This is a genomic window from Megasphaera massiliensis, assembly GCF_000455225.1.
GTDB lineage: Bacteria > Bacillota > Negativicutes > Veillonellales > Megasphaeraceae > Megasphaera > Megasphaera massiliensis.
The window spans coordinates 1,129,877-1,147,001 of the sequence record NZ_HF954537.1 but is presented as its reverse complement, the minus strand read 5'-3'; the positions used below and the strand labels follow the sequence as shown (position 1 = coordinate 1,147,001).

18 protein-coding genes and 3 tRNA genes are annotated in these 17,125 nt (G+C 49.4%); 12 read left to right on the top strand and 9 right to left on the bottom strand.

The genetic code is table 11. The annotated features are described in order from the left end of the window. Nucleotides 1-18 precede the first annotated feature (18 nt). Both TX77_RS08735 and TX77_RS08730 read right to left on the bottom strand, forming a co-directional pair. A tRNA-Arg gene (locus TX77_RS08735) sits at nt 19-95 on the bottom strand. Between the two features lie 164 nt (nt 96-259). Next, nucleotides 260-1,147 carry a LysR family transcriptional regulator gene (locus tag TX77_RS08730; protein WP_044504416.1) on the bottom strand — a complete coding sequence of 296 codons (888 nt, stop codon included), beginning with the start codon at nt 1,145-1,147 and terminating at the stop codon, nt 260-262. 118 nt (nt 1,148-1,265) lie between these two features. Here TX77_RS08730 and TX77_RS08725 point away from each other — a divergent pair, with 118 nt between their 5' ends. Further along, a complete protein-coding gene (locus tag TX77_RS08725; RefSeq protein ID WP_230198093.1) occupies nt 1,266-2,534 on the top strand; it encodes an MFS transporter in 1,269 nt (422 codons plus the stop codon). 91 nt (nt 2,535-2,625) lie between these two features. On the opposite strand, the gene TX77_RS08720 is transcribed toward TX77_RS08725, so the two are convergent. Both TX77_RS08720 and TX77_RS08715 read right to left on the bottom strand, forming a co-directional pair. Continuing rightward, nucleotides 2,626-3,171, bottom strand: a complete 546-nt coding sequence (locus TX77_RS08720) for a hypothetical protein (RefSeq protein WP_044504415.1) — start codon at nt 3,169-3,171, stop codon at nt 2,626-2,628. Between the two features lie 17 nt (nt 3,172-3,188). Further along, nucleotides 3,189-4,448, bottom strand: a complete 1,260-nt coding sequence (locus tag TX77_RS08715; protein WP_044504414.1) for a DEAD/DEAH box helicase — start codon at nt 4,446-4,448, stop codon at nt 3,189-3,191. 148 nt (nt 4,449-4,596) lie between these two features. Here TX77_RS08715 and TX77_RS08710 point away from each other — a divergent pair, with 148 nt between their 5' ends. The 3 genes from TX77_RS08710 (at nt 4,597) to TX77_RS08700 (ending at nt 6,881) form a co-directional block, all read left to right on the top strand. Next, a complete protein-coding gene (locus tag TX77_RS08710; RefSeq protein ID WP_044504412.1) occupies nt 4,597-5,019 on the top strand; it encodes a hypothetical protein in 423 nt (140 codons plus the stop codon). Then, a complete protein-coding gene (locus tag TX77_RS08705) occupies nt 5,019-5,882 on the top strand; it encodes a hypothetical protein (RefSeq protein ID WP_044504411.1) in 864 nt (287 codons plus the stop codon). Before TX77_RS08710 ends, TX77_RS08705 begins: the two co-directional genes overlap by 1 nt. Nucleotides 5,883-6,029: 147 nt before the next feature. After that, nucleotides 6,030-6,881 carry an arginase family protein gene (locus TX77_RS08700; RefSeq protein ID WP_049917334.1) on the top strand — a complete coding sequence of 284 codons (852 nt, stop codon included), beginning with the start codon at nt 6,030-6,032 and terminating at the stop codon, nt 6,879-6,881. Nucleotides 6,882-7,002: 121 nt separating this feature from the next. Here the strand turns inward: TX77_RS08700 and TX77_RS08695 are convergent, their stop codons facing one another. The 5 genes from TX77_RS08695 to TX77_RS08670 all read right to left on the bottom strand — a co-directional run bounded on the left by TX77_RS08695 (nt 7,003) and on the right by TX77_RS08670 (nt 12,294). Next, a complete protein-coding gene (locus TX77_RS08695; protein ID WP_049917333.1) occupies nt 7,003-7,530 on the bottom strand; it encodes a GNAT family N-acetyltransferase in 528 nt (175 codons plus the stop codon). A 162-nt stretch (nt 7,531-7,692) separates the two neighbouring features. Then, nucleotides 7,693-9,018, bottom strand: a complete 1,326-nt coding sequence (gene potE / locus TX77_RS08690) for a putrescine-ornithine antiporter (RefSeq protein ID WP_044504410.1) — start codon at nt 9,016-9,018, stop codon at nt 7,693-7,695. A 185-nt stretch (nt 9,019-9,203) separates the two neighbouring features. Then, on the bottom strand, nt 9,204-9,410 hold the full coding sequence (locus TX77_RS08685; protein ID WP_044504408.1) for a hypothetical protein: 207 nt from the start codon (nt 9,408-9,410) through the stop codon (nt 9,204-9,206). A 308-nt stretch (nt 9,411-9,718) separates the two neighbouring features. After that, complete coding sequence (locus TX77_RS08675) at nt 9,719-10,900, bottom strand: acetyl-CoA C-acetyltransferase (RefSeq protein WP_044504406.1); 1,182 nt, start codon at nt 10,898-10,900, stop codon at nt 9,719-9,721. A gap of 209 nt (nt 10,901-11,109) precedes the next feature. After that, nucleotides 11,110-12,294 (bottom strand): acetyl-CoA C-acetyltransferase, encoded by a 1,185-nt coding sequence (locus TX77_RS08670; protein ID WP_044504405.1) that lies wholly within the window; start codon nt 12,292-12,294, stop codon nt 11,110-11,112. Nucleotides 12,295-13,945: 1,651 nt separating this feature from the next. On the opposite strand from TX77_RS08670, the gene TX77_RS08655 reads away from it, so the two are divergent. The 8 genes from TX77_RS08655 (at nt 13,946) to TX77_RS08620 (ending at nt 17,071) form a co-directional block, all read left to right on the top strand. Further along, nucleotides 13,946-14,578: a hypothetical protein gene (locus TX77_RS08655; protein WP_044504401.1), complete on the top strand. Its 633-nt coding sequence runs from the start codon at nt 13,946-13,948 to the stop codon at nt 14,576-14,578. 61 nt (nt 14,579-14,639) lie between these two features. Beyond that, nucleotides 14,640-14,870 carry a DUF1653 domain-containing protein gene (locus tag TX77_RS08650; RefSeq protein ID WP_044504400.1) on the top strand — a complete coding sequence of 77 codons (231 nt, stop codon included), beginning with the start codon at nt 14,640-14,642 and terminating at the stop codon, nt 14,868-14,870. A 165-nt stretch (nt 14,871-15,035) separates the two neighbouring features. Then, nucleotides 15,036-15,548, top strand: coding sequence for a translation initiation factor IF-3 (gene infC / locus TX77_RS08645; protein WP_071822351.1), 513 nt, complete (start codon nt 15,036-15,038; stop codon nt 15,546-15,548). Between the two features lie 16 nt (nt 15,549-15,564). Further along, nucleotides 15,565-15,762 (top strand): 50S ribosomal protein L35, encoded by a 198-nt coding sequence (gene rpmI, locus TX77_RS08640; RefSeq protein ID WP_044504398.1) that lies wholly within the window; start codon nt 15,565-15,567, stop codon nt 15,760-15,762. Nucleotides 15,763-15,807: 45 nt separating this feature from the next. After that, complete coding sequence (gene rplT / locus TX77_RS08635; protein WP_044504397.1) at nt 15,808-16,158, top strand: 50S ribosomal protein L20; 351 nt, start codon at nt 15,808-15,810, stop codon at nt 16,156-16,158. Nucleotides 16,159-16,334: 176 nt separating this feature from the next. Beyond that, nucleotides 16,335-16,751 carry a C-GCAxxG-C-C family protein gene (locus tag TX77_RS08630; RefSeq protein ID WP_044504396.1) on the top strand — a complete coding sequence of 139 codons (417 nt, stop codon included), beginning with the start codon at nt 16,335-16,337 and terminating at the stop codon, nt 16,749-16,751. Nucleotides 16,752-16,849: 98 nt separating this feature from the next. Next, nucleotides 16,850-16,926, top strand: a tRNA-Pro gene (locus TX77_RS08625). A 53-nt stretch (nt 16,927-16,979) separates the two neighbouring features. Further along, nucleotides 16,980-17,071, top strand: a tRNA-Ser gene (locus TX77_RS08620). Nucleotides 17,072-17,125: the final 54 nt, after the last annotated feature.

Sequence of the window (17,125 nt, the reverse complement as noted above, 5' to 3'; positions counted from 1 at the left end):
TGTGTGAGCTTTTTTCTGTGGTGACCCGGTAGGGATTCGAACCCTAGACCTACTGATTCGTAGTCAGTCACTCTATCCAGCTGAGCTACCGAGTCATATCTTGTCGTTCCTGACGACTTATATATAATAACAAAAAAAGAGGAACTTGTCAATGTATTTTCGAAAAAAAGCTCTTCGTTTTTTTACTGAAACGGTCCCGCTTACCGCAGCCGCCCCGTAAGCCGGGGACACGTAGGGGGACAAAGCGGCGAAAATTTCTTTATGAAAAGGTATCTTTTATCAGACGAGTAAATAATTCCATGGCCGGACTGATCCATTTCTTGCGGTTATACCCGCAGGCGGCTGAAATGCGGGCGTCGGTCAGTTCCGTCTTGATTTCTGCCAGTTCGCCGCGCTTTACATCTTCTTCGACGGCAAAGGTCGGCAGGTAGGATATGCCGACGCTGCTTTTCACCAGATTTTTAATGGTCGGAATGCTCCACAATTCGATGGTATGGTCGAGGACGATGGATTTTCGCTGCAGGTACTGCTCGAAGATTTGACGAAAGACGCAGGTCGGTTCGTTGATGATCAGCGGTAGGGGAATGTTCTGCTTGGGCGTGATAAAATCGGGATATTCTTCTTTTATGTCGGGTGAAGCTACTAAGGTCATGGGGTAACTTCCAAAAGACGCGACGGCCAGATTGTCACCAAAGCCGCCGACGTTTTCGTAAAATACGCCGAGATCCAAGGTTCCGTCCAGGAGTTCGTTGCGGATGTCGTAGCAATTCATGGACTGCAGAAAAAGCCGGGTATTGGGGGCCAGGTCATGAAATCTTTTTAGGACCGGCGACAGTTTGTAACAGAGCAGAGTTTCGCCGACGCCGACCCGTAAGATACCCTTATATTCCGACAAATCATTCTCAAAGCAACGGAGCTTTGCGACGGACGTGAGGACGTCGGTCACATAGGGATACAGCTGTTCGCCGGCCTTGGTCAGCTGCATCCGCCGTCCCATCCGTTCAAAGAGTTTGACGGATAGTTCCTGCTCCAACTGTCCGACTTGGAAGGTAATCGTCGATTGGGTGTAGTTGAGTTTTTCCGCCGCCTTGGTAAAGCCGCCTTCTTCCACGATGGTCTTGAAGGTCTGCAAATATTTTAAGTCCATAGTTACCTCTCTATAGTTCGAAATAAATGAAGTATAAAATTAAAAACATCGATTTTATTTAAGCGTTTGTTGATGCTATACTAACAGAGAAAAATCAAACTGTCAATGAGGGAGTCTTATGATTATGTTAAAAACAACACCGACCTTACAGAAACCCGGCTCACTGCTTCAGAGCGTCGTCCTGGTCATCGCCGCCTGCATCGTCCACGGCGTGATGCAAGGCGTCCACGACAATTACGGCATCATGATGACCGGACTCATTCCCTATACGGGCATCGACTACGTGACCATCAGCTTTGCTATCGGCGTAGGCGCCCTGGTCTATGGACTGGCCCAGCCCTTTCTCGGCATCCTGGCCTTGAGACGATCTCCGGTCTTCGTCATTCTGGTAGGGATTCTTTTTACCGTCGTCGGCTTGGCGGCGACGCCCTTATGTACGAGACCTTGGACGCTGGTCTTATTTTTTGGCCTCATCCTGCCCTTTGGCACGACGGGCCTCTGCTTTGGCATCATCATGGGGGCCATTACGCCGATGTTGGGAGAGAAACGGGCGGCTGTCGTCTCAGGACTCGTTCAGGCCAGTGCCGGCATTGGCGACGCCTTCATGTCTCCGGCTTTGAATCTGGCCATTTCAACCTTTGATATCGCCTTTGCCATGAGGGCTTTGACCGTTCCCTTTTTACTGATGATTCCCATTGCCGTCTGGATGCACTCTGTCGGTAAAAAGGAAACTCAACGAGAAGAGGCCGTTCACGAAGGGAAGGGGACTTCGAAAGTGTTCCTCATTCCCCTGCTGAAATTTGCCCTAAAAGACCGGGACTATCGCTTAATCGTCATAGGCTTTGCGACCTGCGGCTTTAACATGTCCATCATTGAAAGCCATCTATTTTCACAGTATCTGTCCTATGGCATCGACGGCAGCACGGCGTCGCTGACACTGACCGTCTACGGTATCGCCACCATGATCGGTGCCGCCGGGACGGGCTTTCTCGGAGCGGCTTTCAAGATGAAGAACGTTCTGGCCGGAGTCTATGCTGTGCGGGTCGGGATTTCCCTGGCCTTTCTGCTTCTTCCCAAATCGGTGGCCTTTGCCTTTGCCGCCACGGCCTTACTGGGGCTCTCAGGAGATGCGACGGTGCCGCCGACGTCGGGCATCATCAGTAAAAAGTTCGGCTCGAAAAACATGGCTGTCTTGTATGGATTTACCTTGATCGGGCACCAGATAGGCGCCTTTTTCAGCGCCTATCTCGGCGGCCTTTTCGTAGATATCGGCTGGGGCTACTCGCCCCTTTGGCTGGTCAACTTCTGCTTGGCCGCTATGGCGGCAACGGCCAGTTTCCGCATCCGTAATGAAAACGAAAGAAAAGAATATGTAGGGGAAATCTAAGGTATTTTGACGACAAGTCGAAAGCATAAAGCCGGAGCCTTGTGAATCTGATGTTCACAAGGCTCCGGCTTTGTATAGAATCTGTTTCGTTTTACTTTCTCAGGTTCGGCGTGCAGTCGATGATGATCGTGTCTGCTTGTTTCATAACCGTGAAATTGCCCTTCGTCGAGGAGAAGGCTTTTTCCAGCGTATCGCTGTGCCATTTTTGGACGGTCATGGTCGTACCGCCAACATTTTTCGAAGACGATGACTGTTTCTGGGCATCTTCCGGCAAGAGGTCGCTGATATTCAGGTCTTCGCCATCTTTTAAGGCAATGGTAACCGTAACGGCCCGGCCGTTTTCAAAGACGACCTGGTAGCGGCCGTTATGGAAGACGCGAATCGTATCACCCTGGGAATAGGGGTGGCCCCATTCGTCTTCCCAGGCTTTTTGCGTATCGCCGATGGTCGGCAAGGTGGCGACCGCCTTTTCTTTCGATTCAGTCTGGCTCTTCGTATCCTGATTGGATTTCGTATCCTTCGACTGCTGCTGCGTTTGGGTCTGTTCTTTTTGCTGGGAGTCCGTCGGCACGGCCGTCGAACATCCGGCAGTCAAAAGGGTAACTAACATGAGAACAATAGCAAGATAACGTTTCATAATAAACCTCCCGTTCATTAGCGGCGGCGGAGGTTGTCTCCGCCCTTATGGCGCTGTTTGTGGCGCTTGTTTCGAGTTGTTTGATAGGTGCTGGCCGGTAACTTGTCGCGATAAGTCTTCTGCCGCTTCGGCGGGGTGCTGCTGGCTTTTACTTTGACTTGTCCCGTCAGGGTGTACTTGGTGATCGTGGCCTGGATGTTGTGTTCAATCCGGCGGACCCAATCGACATCGGCTCCGGTGGCGAACATGATGGACAGGCCGTCGCTGCCGGCCCGGCCTGTGCGGCCGATGCGGTGGATGTAGTAGTCGACGTCGTGAGGGACGTCGAAGTTAAAGACGTGGGTAATGCCCTCGATATCGATGCCGCGGGCGGCGATGTCGGTAGCGACCAGAATCTGGGTCTTGGCCTTGGCAAAGTCGCGCAGGACCTGGTTGCGTCGGCCTTGGGACATATCGCCGTGGAGTTCGCCAATGTTGAAGCCTTTGGCAATCAGTTTGCCCGCTAAGAGGGACGTCCGCTCCTTGGTATTGCAGAAGACGATGGCAAGGTAGGGATTCATCTCGGTCAGCATCTGGCATAATTTCGGCAGCTTCTGCTCTTCCGTCATCATGTAGATCCGCTGTTCGATATTTTCAAGGGCAATGGTATCGCCTTCGAGAATCTTCAGGACCAGGGGATTCTGCATGTGTTTTTTGGCAAGGCCCTTGATCTTATCGGGGACGGTTGCCGAGAAAAATAGGAGCTGCCGGCGTTTCGGCGTCAGGCCGATGAGGGTATCGACGTCTTCGAGGAACCCCGACTGCAGCATCTGGTCGGCTTCGTCGACGATGACCCGGCGGACCCCGCTGAGGTCAAGGGAGTTGCGGCGGCAGTGGTCGAGGAGCCGTCCCGGTGTACCGATGATGACCTGCGGATGGCGATGGAGTTTTTGGAGCTGGTTTTCGATGGTCTTGCCGCCGATGAGGCTTAAGACGTCGACATCAAGGGACGGGGCCAAGGTCGCGGCTACGTCAGCGATTTGGCGGGCCAATTCGCGCGTCGGCGCCAAGATGAGGACCTGCTCGGCGTGGACTTCGGTCCGGATCTGCTGCAGCGACGGCAAGAGGAAGGCCAGGGTCTTACCTGTACCGGTTTGAGCCTGAGCCAGTATATCCCGGCCTTTGAACAGGGCCGGGATGGCTTGTGATTGAACGGCCGTCGGTTCGTCGATTCCCTGCTTGTGGAGAAGCTCGGAAAGGTCCGACGTCAGGCCGAGAGATTGAAAATTTTTTGTCATATCGTGCCCTTTCTCTATAGGTGCTAACAAAGTGCTTACTAACTATTATTATTACACAAAGCCCTTGTTTGCGCAAACTTTTCTTTCCTTTGGGGATATGGTATACTAAAGTGATTTCGTTTGCATTGTTTTAGGAGGTCTTGCATAAATGAGTTGGTGGCGCGATATTTTGCGGCAGTCTGTTTTCATGTGTATTTTTATCGTCCTCATTCCCATTGGAGCCTATACGATTCACAGTGGTTCCAGTGCTATTGTGGCCGTCGTCAGTTATCTTTTCCTGTCTCTCGTCGTTCCTACGGCCTACGTCGGAGCTCAAGATGCCGTTTTTGGCCGGGAAAGGGGCCGTATTCGCCGCTGGGTCGTCGTCTTGGTCTGGCTCTTCATGCTGGCCCTTAAAGTGGCCGTCAAGGTCTATCTGGGCAGTTACTGGAAGGCGGCGCCCTTTTGGGAATGGCCGACCTTCGGTCGTGATATCGTCTTTATTCTTGCCATGTATGCTGAAATGAGCCTGGTCATGCTCGTATCCTATGGGCTGTCTTCTTTGATGCCGGGTCGAAAGGCGGTGGGATGATGCGTGTTGAATGGAAACAGAAGGGGTACGACTGGCTCAGGGCTGTTCTTTGGGCGGCCTGCGGCATCCTGCCGCTTCCCTTCGGAGCCTTTGCGTCGGGAAAGCCTTATATTGCCGCCGCGTCGATCCTCGTCTTTTTTATCCTGTCCTTTGCCGTCCCCTTGTGGCTTGGTTATCGCCGTCGTAAGGCGGGACGATACGATGACTATGCCTCTGCCGGGGCGACTTTCTACGGCGGTGCCGTTGCCCTCATCGTCGCCGTGGGCCTCTTAAACGGTCTGATCGGATCGTCTCTTTGGCACTCCTATTGGGGAATGGTATTCCTGTTCACCTTGTGGATGCTTTTGACCATTGCGGCTCAGTACGGGGCTGCGAAAGGGGTTGATTTTTGGCATGCTCGGCTGCGGCTATACTGGTATTCCCAGTTCCTTGACCCCATCTTATTCAGCCTGCCCCTTCCTTGTGCCGTCCTGGGGATGTTCCTCTTTCCGGCCTTCAGCGATGAGTCGGCCTCAGTGAGCCTCTTCATCGGTATTATGGCTATCATGGGCTTTTGCTTCTTTGCCATCAGCATCTTCGTCATCGCCACCTTTGCCTTTTATTTCTTCCCCTATAAGCGTTACGGCTACAGCCGAAAAGAGAAGATCGTCCATCTCCTTTCCATCGTCGTCATGGTCCTCCTGTGGGTCATGGTCCAAAATCTCTTGTTCAATAGCGATATGCAGGTCCTCGGATATATCTTCAAGGCCATGCCGATTTTGCAGAATAATCCCTTAGTCTTCGTGACGCCTTTTCTGTTGTCGTCGTTGGTCATCATCGGCTGTGTGGCTCTTCGCAATGTCGTCGTTGAAACCTTATCCTGAAACAACTCCATATAAGATAATCCTCATGAGAGAGCTGTGTGTAATCTCATGGGGATTTTTTTGATACGCCGATAGAGGAAACGGATGGAAAATAAATCTACATTATGATATAATTGGATACAAATTTTTATTAGGAGGTGCAGCCACGTGAAAACAATCAGACTATTGTACCCGGACTATGTGAGCGGCGGATTGGAGACCTATTATTTTGGCGCTAACCTGATGGCTCATATTTTGCCGGAAAATGAAAACCAGCCCCTGATACGGGTGAACATCCTTCCGCCGACAGGCGAAGAAAAAAAGGTAACCGACGGTATCTATGGGAAAGAAGCAGTTGTAAGCGGGATTGTCGACGCCATGGGTAAAATCGAAGACGCACAGCCCGATAAAATCATCACCATCGGCGGGAACTGCATGGTGTCTCAGGCTCCGTTTGACTATTTGCATGGAAAGTACGGAAATCTTGGCCTTATCTGGATCGATGCCCATCCCGACGTATCCACGACAAAAGACGGCTACCCCAATGCCCATGCCATGGTGCTGGGGGCCCTTCTGGGGAAGGGCGATGCCGCCTTGTCCTATTTGATGAAGTCGCCGGCCTTCAATCCGAAGGACCTCTTGTATATCGGTCTTCAGGACTTACATGATTATCAGCAAAATTTTTTGGATGACATGGACGTAAGGTATAAAATCCAGACCGAGGAATTTGTCACTGATCAAGAGATCCGAGCCTTTGCCGGAAGATTCGACCATGTCCTGGTCCATTTCGACATCGATGTGCTGGATGAACGGTTTTTCCATGCTACCTATTTTGCCAATCCCGACCTCGTCGGCGATGGCTCCGGCGGCGGAAAAATGACTCTTGAAAAACTGTCAGAGATCCTCCAAACGATCCAGGACTGCTCCGATATTGTCGGTTTTACCATTGCCGAATACCTTCCTTTTGAAGCGGAGCGCCTCCATAAGATGTTTTCCAACCTAAAAATCCTTACAGTGTGACGACCCGGTGGGACATGAGTCGTCGCAGCGCCCTTATAAAGAGAACCCTCATGAGCAAACGTTCCTTTGATCATGAGGGTTTTTGCGGCCCAAAAATCGATTACGACGCCTTGACAGATTCTTAGTGGGCTTGGTCTAAATCTTTTCTCATGAGATCGTCTGTCTGCACATCATCTCCCATGACAAAGTGGTGTGTGCTGATTTTATAAAATCCATTGGCTTTGTAGAATTGAAGGGCTTTTTCATTATGCTCCCAAACGCCGAGCCAGACGTATCTTTTCTTTTGTGTCAGGGCCATGGCAATGGCTTGCTCCATCAAATAGCGTCCCAGGCCTTGTCCTTGAAATTCTCCGGATACATAGATCCTTTCAATCTCTAAGGACTCCGGGTCATTGATATCCGTCTGTGACGGGGCTTCGTTTACCTTCAGGTAAGCGGCTGCCTTTTCGTGGCAGCGCAGGATGAAGAACTTTGAATGATTATTTTCCAATTCCCGGCGAAGCTTTTCCCGGTCAAAGGCCCGGTTCAAATATTCTTCCATATTTTTCGCCGTATTCACGGCTGCAAAAGTTTCGTAATACGTTTGAATCGATAATTTACGAAGTTCATCCAAGTCATCGACGGTACATAATGTTAAGGTCATGTCCATAGTGAATACTCCTATCTGATAGGTAAGCCTTTCCATGATTGAGCAGGGCTGCTGCCGTCGGTGTTTTCGACATGGTGTAACCTGTGGTTCTGTTTACGGTCGGTTTTTTGGAAAGGCTGTAAAAAAAGGAGGCCTCCTGAAGGGGTCTCCTTTTTGATCTGTTCATTTAATTTCGACGATGGTCTGCTTCATAATTGTGAAGCGGACGACGTAGACGAGCCAGCCCAGGAAGGCGGCGAAGCTGCCGCTGAGGAAGGTCGTCGCATCGGTCGTTGTCAATGCGTATACGCAGTAGATAATCGATACGCCTGCTAAGAAAATCGAAGTATTTCGATTGCAGACTTTATTGGGAATGTTTTCCTTAGTAAGGATTGTCGTCAAGGCCCCGGCGCAAAGGATATAGGGGATGACGTTGGTGACGACGGCCAGGTTCGCCAAGAGTTCGAATTGGGCGGCCAAGGTCGGGCTGATAGTCATCAAAGCGAGGACGCTTTGCATGCCTAAGATGCAGAGCATGCCCTTGACGGGGACATCGGCGCTGGTGACTTTGGCAAAAATCTTGGGGAACAAGCCGCGCTGGGCGCTGGTCTTGAAGACGCGGGCCAGGGTGAACTGCCACGACAGGAGAGAGCCTGCGCAGGAGAATACCATCAGGCCCATGACTACCTTGCCGGCCGTATCGCCGAGCATGTAGGAAAAGGCCAGTCCGAAAGGTGCGCTCGATGCCAGGATTTCGGCATTGGGAACGATTCCGGCGATGACATTCGTCGAAGCGACGTAGATGACAGCGACGCTGATGGTGCTGACGAAGGTCGCAATGGGGACGGATTTTTTCGGGTTTTCCACGGCGTCCATGTTGACGGCTGCCGATTCAAGTCCCAAGAAAGACCACAACGTAAGGGCAATCGAATTTCCGACGGCATCGCCGAGACCCAGGTCATTGGGATTCCACGATGCGAGCCAGGTTGCCGGGCTGAACCAGTGCCAGCCGATGATAGAAATACCGAGAACCGGAATAATAGCGCCCCAGATGGTGATGGCACTCAGCTTGCCCGAATACCGGGAACCGCTGAAGTTGAGGGCAGCTGCAATCCACAATAAAGCGATTGTATATAGACACGTCTGAATCGGCGTAAAGGTTGTCTCAAGGAAACCGGCGCCGTAACCGACTGCCGTGATGGCAATGGCGACGTTTGCAATTACGATGGAAACAGAGTAGGCGTAATTTGCCATAAAATGTCCTATTCGCCCAAAGGCGTATTCGGAGTAACCACCCATACCGCCCGGCTTCGTTGTAAACATGCCACATCGGGCAAAGGCCATGGCGAGGGCTAAAGAGCCAAAAGAGGTAATAATCCAAGAAATGATTGAAATAGTACCGACTTCGGCAAGCTTGGTCGGCAGCATGATGATACCGGCTCCAAGCATGTTGGCAGCAGTGACGAAGGTCAGCTGGACAACAGACATTTTACGACATGTAGTTTTCATTATCAGTCCTTCTTTCGTTTAGAATGCGTATACGGCTAGAAATTTTAGCAAGTTAATTCTATCATTTTTGCAGGGAAAATTAAATAGCTTTTTGAAAATTGCTATATGTATTTAGGGCCCTTTTGACGTCGATTATTCTAAATCTGTATAGAAAATTTTACATACCGTGATAAGGGCCGGGAAGGCTAGGTTTCATCAGCTTTCCCAAGGGGTTGAAAACATGGATTTTCAAAGAAAATGAGGCGCTGTTGAGCCTTTGGGAGGCTCTTTGTAAAGAGCTGTCCGAGATGGTTTTTGTCCTGACTTTTTTTCTTTTGAAGCGAAGGTTCTTTTTCAAAGAACAAAAATTCACTGAACGTATCCAGATTCAAAGGCAAGGCATAATCTGTCATGGGCCTCCTATCGGAATGGCTGCATCAGGGCCGAAAGAGGAGGGGAATCTCTCCTATGGAAATGGCGCGGTCCGCCTCTAAAAGGACGAAAAAAGAGGATTCATCTTTGAGCAAGCCTCAGAACCATAAGCCAGTAAAAATGAATCCTCTTTGCGACTGGATAAGTATATCAATATTAGGGGCAGACGTCAATAAGAAAAGGGACGTTTTGAGACAGAAAATATTTTTTTTAGAGTCTTGAAAAGCACGATAAAAAAGAGTCCCGCACCATCATTGTGCGAGACTCTTTGCAGTTTTTACAAGGGTGATTAGTCGATGTTTTCGACGATGCAAGCCGTACCCTGGCCGCCGCCGATGCACAGCGTAGCCAAGCCGTATTTGCCGCCGACTTCTTTCAAGCCGTAGAGCAAGGTTACGAGGATACGAGCGCCCGATGCGCCGATCGGATGGCCGAGGGCGATAGCGCCGCCGTGGATATTGACTTTATCCATATCAAAGCCGAGTTCGCGGCAGCAGTATACAGCCTGAGCTGCGAAAGCTTCGTTGGCTTCGACAAGGTCGAGGTCTTTAACTTCGAGGTCGGCTTTCGCCAAGGCTTTGCGGGACGAAGGAACCGGACCGGTACCCATGATGGTCGGGTCGACACCAGCCGATGCATAGCTTACGATTTTTGCCATCGGTTTGAGACCGAGTTCTTTGGCTTTGTCAGCCGACATGACGACGAAGGCTGCAGCACCGTCGTTGATGCCGGAAGCGTTGCCGGCCGTTACGGTACCGCCTTTTTTGAAGGCCGGTTTCAATTTAGCCAGGCTTTCCATGGTCGTGCCTTCACGCGGGAATTCGTCCGTGTCGATGACGACGTCTTTTTTACGCTGATGGACCGTAACCGGAACGATCTGGGATTTGAAAGCGCCGCTCTTAATAGCTTCGCAGGCTTTTACCTGAGAACGGACGCCCATTTCGTCCTGATCTTCACGGGTAACACCGAATTTTTCAGCTACGTTTTCAGCCGTGATGCCCATGTGGTAGTCGTTGAAAGCATCCCATAAGCCGTCTTTGATCATGGTGTCGACGAGGACGCCGTTGCCCATACGGTAGCCGTAACGGCCCTTAGGAACGGCAAAGGGAGCCATGGACATGTTTTCCATACCGCCGGCTACGATGACGTCTGCGTCACCGGCTTTGATCATCTGAGCTGCCAAGGATACGCAGCGAAGACCGGAACCGCAGACTTTATTGACCGTAAGAGCCGGAACTTCGATGGGCATGCCGGCTTTGATCATAGCCTGACGAGCCGGGTTCTGGCCCTGAGCTGCCTGAAGAACGTTGCCCATGACGACTTCGTCGACGTCTTTGCCTTCGATGCCGGCACGTTTGAGGGCTTCTGCGATAACGACAGCACCTAATTCAACAGCCGGGGTATCTTTGAAACCGCCGCCGAATTTACCGATAGCTGTACGGCAAGCACTTACGATAACTACTTCTTTCATTGGAATCACTCCTTGAGATTTTTTTACGTATGAAATAAATGGGACGCATCGGTATGAGGCGAATGCGCCGCGAAAAGCATCATCATAATGATGATACCAGATAATGATATAATACACCCTCCAAAAGGAAATGTATAGACCACGTTCAGAAAATTACGTAGTCTATACATTTGATTGCTTACTATTAGGGAATAGGGGGGGGTAAAAACTTACAGGCGTTCTACGATAACAGCCGTGCCCTGGCCGCCGCCGATGCAAAGAGCAGCAAGACCATAGCGGCCGTTGATTTCCGGTTCAGCCATAGCGTAGAGCAAGGTGACGATGATACGAGCGCCGGAGCAGCCGATCGGATGGCCGAGAGCGATAGCGCCGCCGTGAATGTTGACTTTGTCCATGTTGAGGCCGAGTTCGCGGCAGCAGTATACGGACTGAGCTGCGAAAGCTTCGTTCAATTCGATGAGGTCCATCTGATCGACGGTCATGCCCGTTTTCTTCATGACTTTGCGAACAGCCGGAACAGGGCCGATACCCATGATTGCCGGATCTACGCCAGCCGAAGCCCAATCGATGATGCGAGCCAGCGGTTTGATGCCGAGTTCTTTGGCTTTGTCAGCGGACATGATGACGACAGCAGCTGCGCCGTCGTTGATGCCGGAAGCGTTACCGGCCGTAACCGTGCCGTCTTTAATGAAGGCCGGGCGGAGTTTCGAGAGCATATCCATGGTGCAGTCCGGACGGATGAATTCGTCTTTGTCGATGACGACGTCGCCTTTTCTCTTATGAACCGTAACCGGTACGATCTGGCTGTCGAATTTGCCTTCCTGCTGAGCTTTGTAAGCGTACTGCTGCGAACGGAGAGCCAATTTATCCTGGTCTTCACGCGTTACGCCAAAGCGGCTGGATACGTTTTCAGCTGTTACGCCCATATGATAGTTGTTTTCCGTGCAGATCAAGCCGTCACGAAGAAGAAGATCTTCGAGAACGCCGTTACCCATGCGATAGCCGCGGCGGCCTTTCGCGATGGAGTAGGGAGCATTGGACATGGATTCCATACCGCCGGCAACGATGATATCAGCGTCGCCGAGTTTGATCTGCTGCGAAGCCAAGGAAATGGCACGCATGCCGGAACCACAGAGTTTATTTAATGTGAAAGCTGGAACTTCCTGGGGAATACCCGAATGAAGGGCAACTTGACGGGCTGTGTTTTCACCGCAACCGGCTTGGAGTACATGACCCATGATGACTTCGTCGATCTGATCGACAGGGACACCTGCGCGTTTGATTGCTTCAGTAACCGCAGCAATACCGAGGTCTACAGCGGTAATATCTGCGAATTGGCCATTGAAGCTGCCGATGGCCGTACGGCAAGCACTTACGATAACAGCATCTCTCATTAGAAAAACCATCCTTTCTGACATGAAACAAAATATAGAATAATATAGTATATAGCCTTGATTGACGGAGCCGCCGCTTACGCAGCTCCTTGGGGGTTACGTTGAAATGAAGAATTTGAGTTCTAAATTTCACAATCTCCATGTCTATATAGTACATTTTTTCACAAGTAAATGCAAGAGCAAAATGGATTTTTGCTGTGCCGAATAATCATGATAAAGGAAGAGACAGCGAAAAGAAGAATGAACACCCCGAATAGTTCGCCATGCATATCATTTTAAGGAAACATGCCTCACATTAGGATGACAAAATCTTTAGTAGGCCCTTTGTCCCGTTGCACACGATTGACGCTTGCGGTTCTATTCGGCTCATCGTGCCTATACGCACTATCAAGGCCTGCGCTAAATTGTACTAGCCATTACAATCACAGCGCCACACCTAGACAGCACATCAAAACGTCTGTATAGTTATATAGAGACTTGATGACACATATTAACTTTGAAAGGCAGGTAGATGCACACGTGATAGCATGGTTACTTTTTGGCATTATAAGCATTGGACTGATAAATATAATTGATCCGCGAACCTTCATCGAGAACATACGTATCTTAGTGAGCTATGTAATGTTCGGGACAATCTTCCATGCCGCTGTGTCTTACTACAATCATCGTGAATATAAGCAGACCGTAAGAGATCTGATCGTTGTGATTGTCTGTATCGTATTGATTGGCTTGACGCTCTGAATGCCCGATAGAATTTTAAAGGCCCTGTATGAACCATGTTACGGGTATGGTTCACACAGGGCCTTTTTGTTGGTCGTTGTCTCTTACTTGCCTCTCTCCTGCATTCCATCAGCTGATATGTTATTTATATAATCTTTATAAGACTCTTCGTGATGAGGACGTTCTTTGGCTGTGTTAGTGATAGTTAGTAATATATTATTCTTTATATATGGCAAGGGGGGACGGAGACCGGAATGGGTACAAAGCTCAAATGGTGATGATAGAACTGAAAATGGCAACTAAAAAAGCGACTCCACAATACGTGAGGTCGCTTTTTCAGGCATTACAGTCGGACATATTAAAGAAGGTGTGCAATGAAGCTGTACGAAAGCAAAGCACCCATGGAAATAATGATTTTTGCGTTTGCACTTAAGTTCATGATTCTCCCTCATTTCTTCTTTATAATATGCCAGCCTAATATTTTAAGTTGTTACTGGATAATGACCGGCTGGTGTTTGATCTCTTTATCTATAAATATAATAACGCGTGATTAAAATAAAATCAATAGCTGAAAAATGCAATTGTAGGGGGTCAATATGCTTTGAATGCAAAAATAAGCGCATAAAATAGAGAATATCAAGCGAAAAGCGGAAAAATATTTTCGCGTATTAGGCAAAATAATCATTTCTCAAGAAAAAATAAATCAAGAAAAAAGTGAATAAAATGATTATTTATTCAAAACCGAAAAATGTTAAATTTTACGTTTAAATAAAGGTATGACTTAAAAAATAAAATAAGATAATGGTGAGATAAGTATTGGCAGGAGCGTAAAGAATGTTCTATAATGAATATAATAAAGAAAAGGGCGGCAGTCTCCCCTATATACCGTTAAGACTGCGGCCCATTGTATGATAATATTAGGAGGAATATGATGGGATTTTTCGACGCGTTTTTTAAAGAGCAGCAGCGCACGAAGAGCGAAGAGATTTATGACCGTGCCCTGCAGATCTTTAATTCACCTCAGCTGCAAAACGAGGCCTTGTCAGCGGAACTTGCCCGAGAAGTACTTGCCGGCGAAGACTGTGATCAGGTGAGCGGGGCTTACGGCCGATTTGGCCATGATGTGACCAATCCCATTCCCGTCAACGGGCCGAGTGGAGAGTTCGTCTACTTGTCGCGCCTGCGCCTGCGGCGGACAGGATCGATGGTCTTTTTTCATAATGTCGGACAGATCGGGCGCATCCATGTTTTTGAACTGACCAACGTCAGCGGTCACTTTGCCGACCGGCTGTACGTCGACATGTATCATCCCCGCTGCTCCCGTCTCTATCCTGAAGGCTATACCCTCGAACGGGAAGCCGTCTTTCCCCGCGGCGTAACGACGGCCGTTGCCGATTTTCCTAACGGGCTCTATAAGGCCATTAAGAAGGAAGCGAAACTGCGTCTGGGCATCGATGTGGCCGAACAGGAAAGTGCCCGCATCGACGCGGCGGCGGCTCAGAAATCTCTTGCCGAGCTTCCGGCAAAAACCATGGCGGCGGCACCGGTCGAACCATTGAAATAAGGCTGATCTATGGTATAATTACTACACAGCTTATAATGTTATGATATTAGGAGGGTCACTGATGAGAGACTTACCGAAAGCGCATGAAACGTGGCGCCATTTTAAAAACAATACTTATGAAATCATTACGCTTGCCGAACACACGGAAACGGGTGAAAAGTTCGTTATCTACAAAGCCCTGCATGATACGATGAAGACCTATGCCCGCCCGTTGAAAGATTTTATGAGCGAAGTCGACAAGGAAAAATATCCTCGTTCGGAACAGGAATATCGCTTCGTTAAGATTAAATAATCTTGACAGTTTCGAAAAGTGCTGATATAATATAGAACGTTGAAAATAAAGCAGAAGCTATCCGCTTCTCACCTTACACGACGATGGTGTCACTAGGGTCTATGACGGAAACGTAGAGCGGATAGTCATGCTATCCGTTCTTTTTTTATTCGGAGGTGAAAGACAATTAGTAAGGAATTACGTATCAACGATCAAATCAGAGCCCGTGAAGTTCGCGTGGTCAGTGATTCTAACGAACAGCTCGGTGTCATGTCTCTTCGTTCTGCCCGTCAGATTGCGGAAGAACGGCGTTTGGACTTAGTAGAAGTCGCACCGAATGGCAAGCCGCCTGTCTGCCGTATCATGAATTACGGAAAGTACCGTTATGAACAGCAGAAGCGCGAAAAGGAAGCTAAGAAAAAACAGAAGGTCTTGACATTGAAAGAAGTAAAGCTTCGTCCCAATATCGAAGATCATGACTTCTACGTTAAAATGAAAGCTGCCCAGCGTTTCTTGGGTGAAGGCAGCAAAGTAAAGGTTACCATCATGTTCCGCGGCCGTGAAATGAGCCATCCGGAACTGGGCCGTGATTTGCTGGTTCGATTCGCTGATGAATTGAAAGACACCGCCCATGTAGAAAAAGAACCTAAAATTGAAGGCAGAAACATGACCATGGTCATTGCTGTCAACAAGAAGTAACAGGAGGACAATTATTATGCCGAAAATCAAAACCCGCCGTGCCGCGGCAAAACGTTTTAAATCAACTGCTACAGGTAAGATCAAACGCATGAAACCGTACAAGAGCCATATCTTGGAAAGCAAGACTGCAAAACGGAAACGTAACCTGAGAAAAGCTGCACTCGTATCGCAGTCCATGACCGGCGTCGTTCGCAAGATGTGCCCGTTCATCTAATTACAGACAGTAAATTTTTTGACATAGACTCGGAGGAATAGACTAATGGCAAGAATCAAAGTTGGCGTTACAGCACACGCTCGTCATAAAAAAATCTTAAAAATGGCTAAGGGCTATCGCGGTACCCGCAGCCGTCTCTTCAAAAAAGCTAACGAAAGCGTCATGAAAGCGCTCTACTACGCTCGTCGTGACCGTCGTGCCAAGAAACGCGAATTCCGTAAATTGTGGATTGCTCGTATCAACGCAGCTACCCGTGCAAACGGCCTCAGCTACAGCCGTTTCATCTATGGTCTGACCAAAGCCGGTGTCATTGTAAACCGTAAAATGTTGGCAGATCTTGCTGTCAATGATGCTGCTGCCTTCACGAAACTCGTCGAAGTTGCCAAAGCTCAGTAATCTTAACATAAAGAGGATGACGACAAAGTGGAAATCATTTTGTCGTCATCCTCTTTTTATGCCCTTTTATAGGCGGCCAGGGGGACGAGGACGTTCCTGCGACAAAGTCTGGCCATCTTGCAGGGAAACAGGTACAATATAGATAGATCTATAAGAAAGAGCAAGGAGGACGTACGATGGAAGATATAAGAACACTGGCCGTGGCCTATCATAAGGCCGGCAATAACTGTGCAGAAACGGTGGTCAAGGTCTGTAATGACAGCCTGGCTTTGCATCTGCCCGATGAAACGCTGCGCATGGTATCCATCCTCGGCGGCGGTGTTGCCGGCTCCGGCTGTCTCTGCGGGGCCTTGAACGGAGCCTGTCTCGTCTTAGGCAGTCTCGTCGGCCGGACGCAGCCCGAGGAAAAGACAAAGGCTGAAATCAATCAGCCCGTTCGGGAATTTCAGAAAATTTGGAGCGACCGCTTCAAAGCGACGTGCTGTCGTGTGTTAAAGAGCCCGGCCAATGGCGGTCCCGTGTCCTGCGAAACCTTGATGGCCGATACGGCAGTCATGGTCGTTGATTTCATTCGCGAGAAGAAATTGGCCTAGGGCCTTTGATTCATGTTACCGGTGCGGCCGAGTCGGATGAATGCCCCGATTTTCTTGACTTTTTTGTGGGATATGGTACAATAAACAAGTCGGGTCAACGGGGCGTAGCGCAGTTTGGTAGCGCGCTTGGTTCGGGACTAAGAGGTCGCAGGTTCAAATCCTGTCGCCCCGACCATATTTTACATATCCGTATTTATCCCGAAGATACAGCAAAGGGTATGTAGACGCGGAGAGCTGTCCGAGCGGCTGAAGGAGCATGATTGGAAATCATGTATAGGGCGAACGCTCTATCGTGGGTTCAAATCCCACGCTCTCCGCCATACGACGCCATAAGAGACTGTCACATGAACTTTTTTCATGGACAGTCTTTTTTT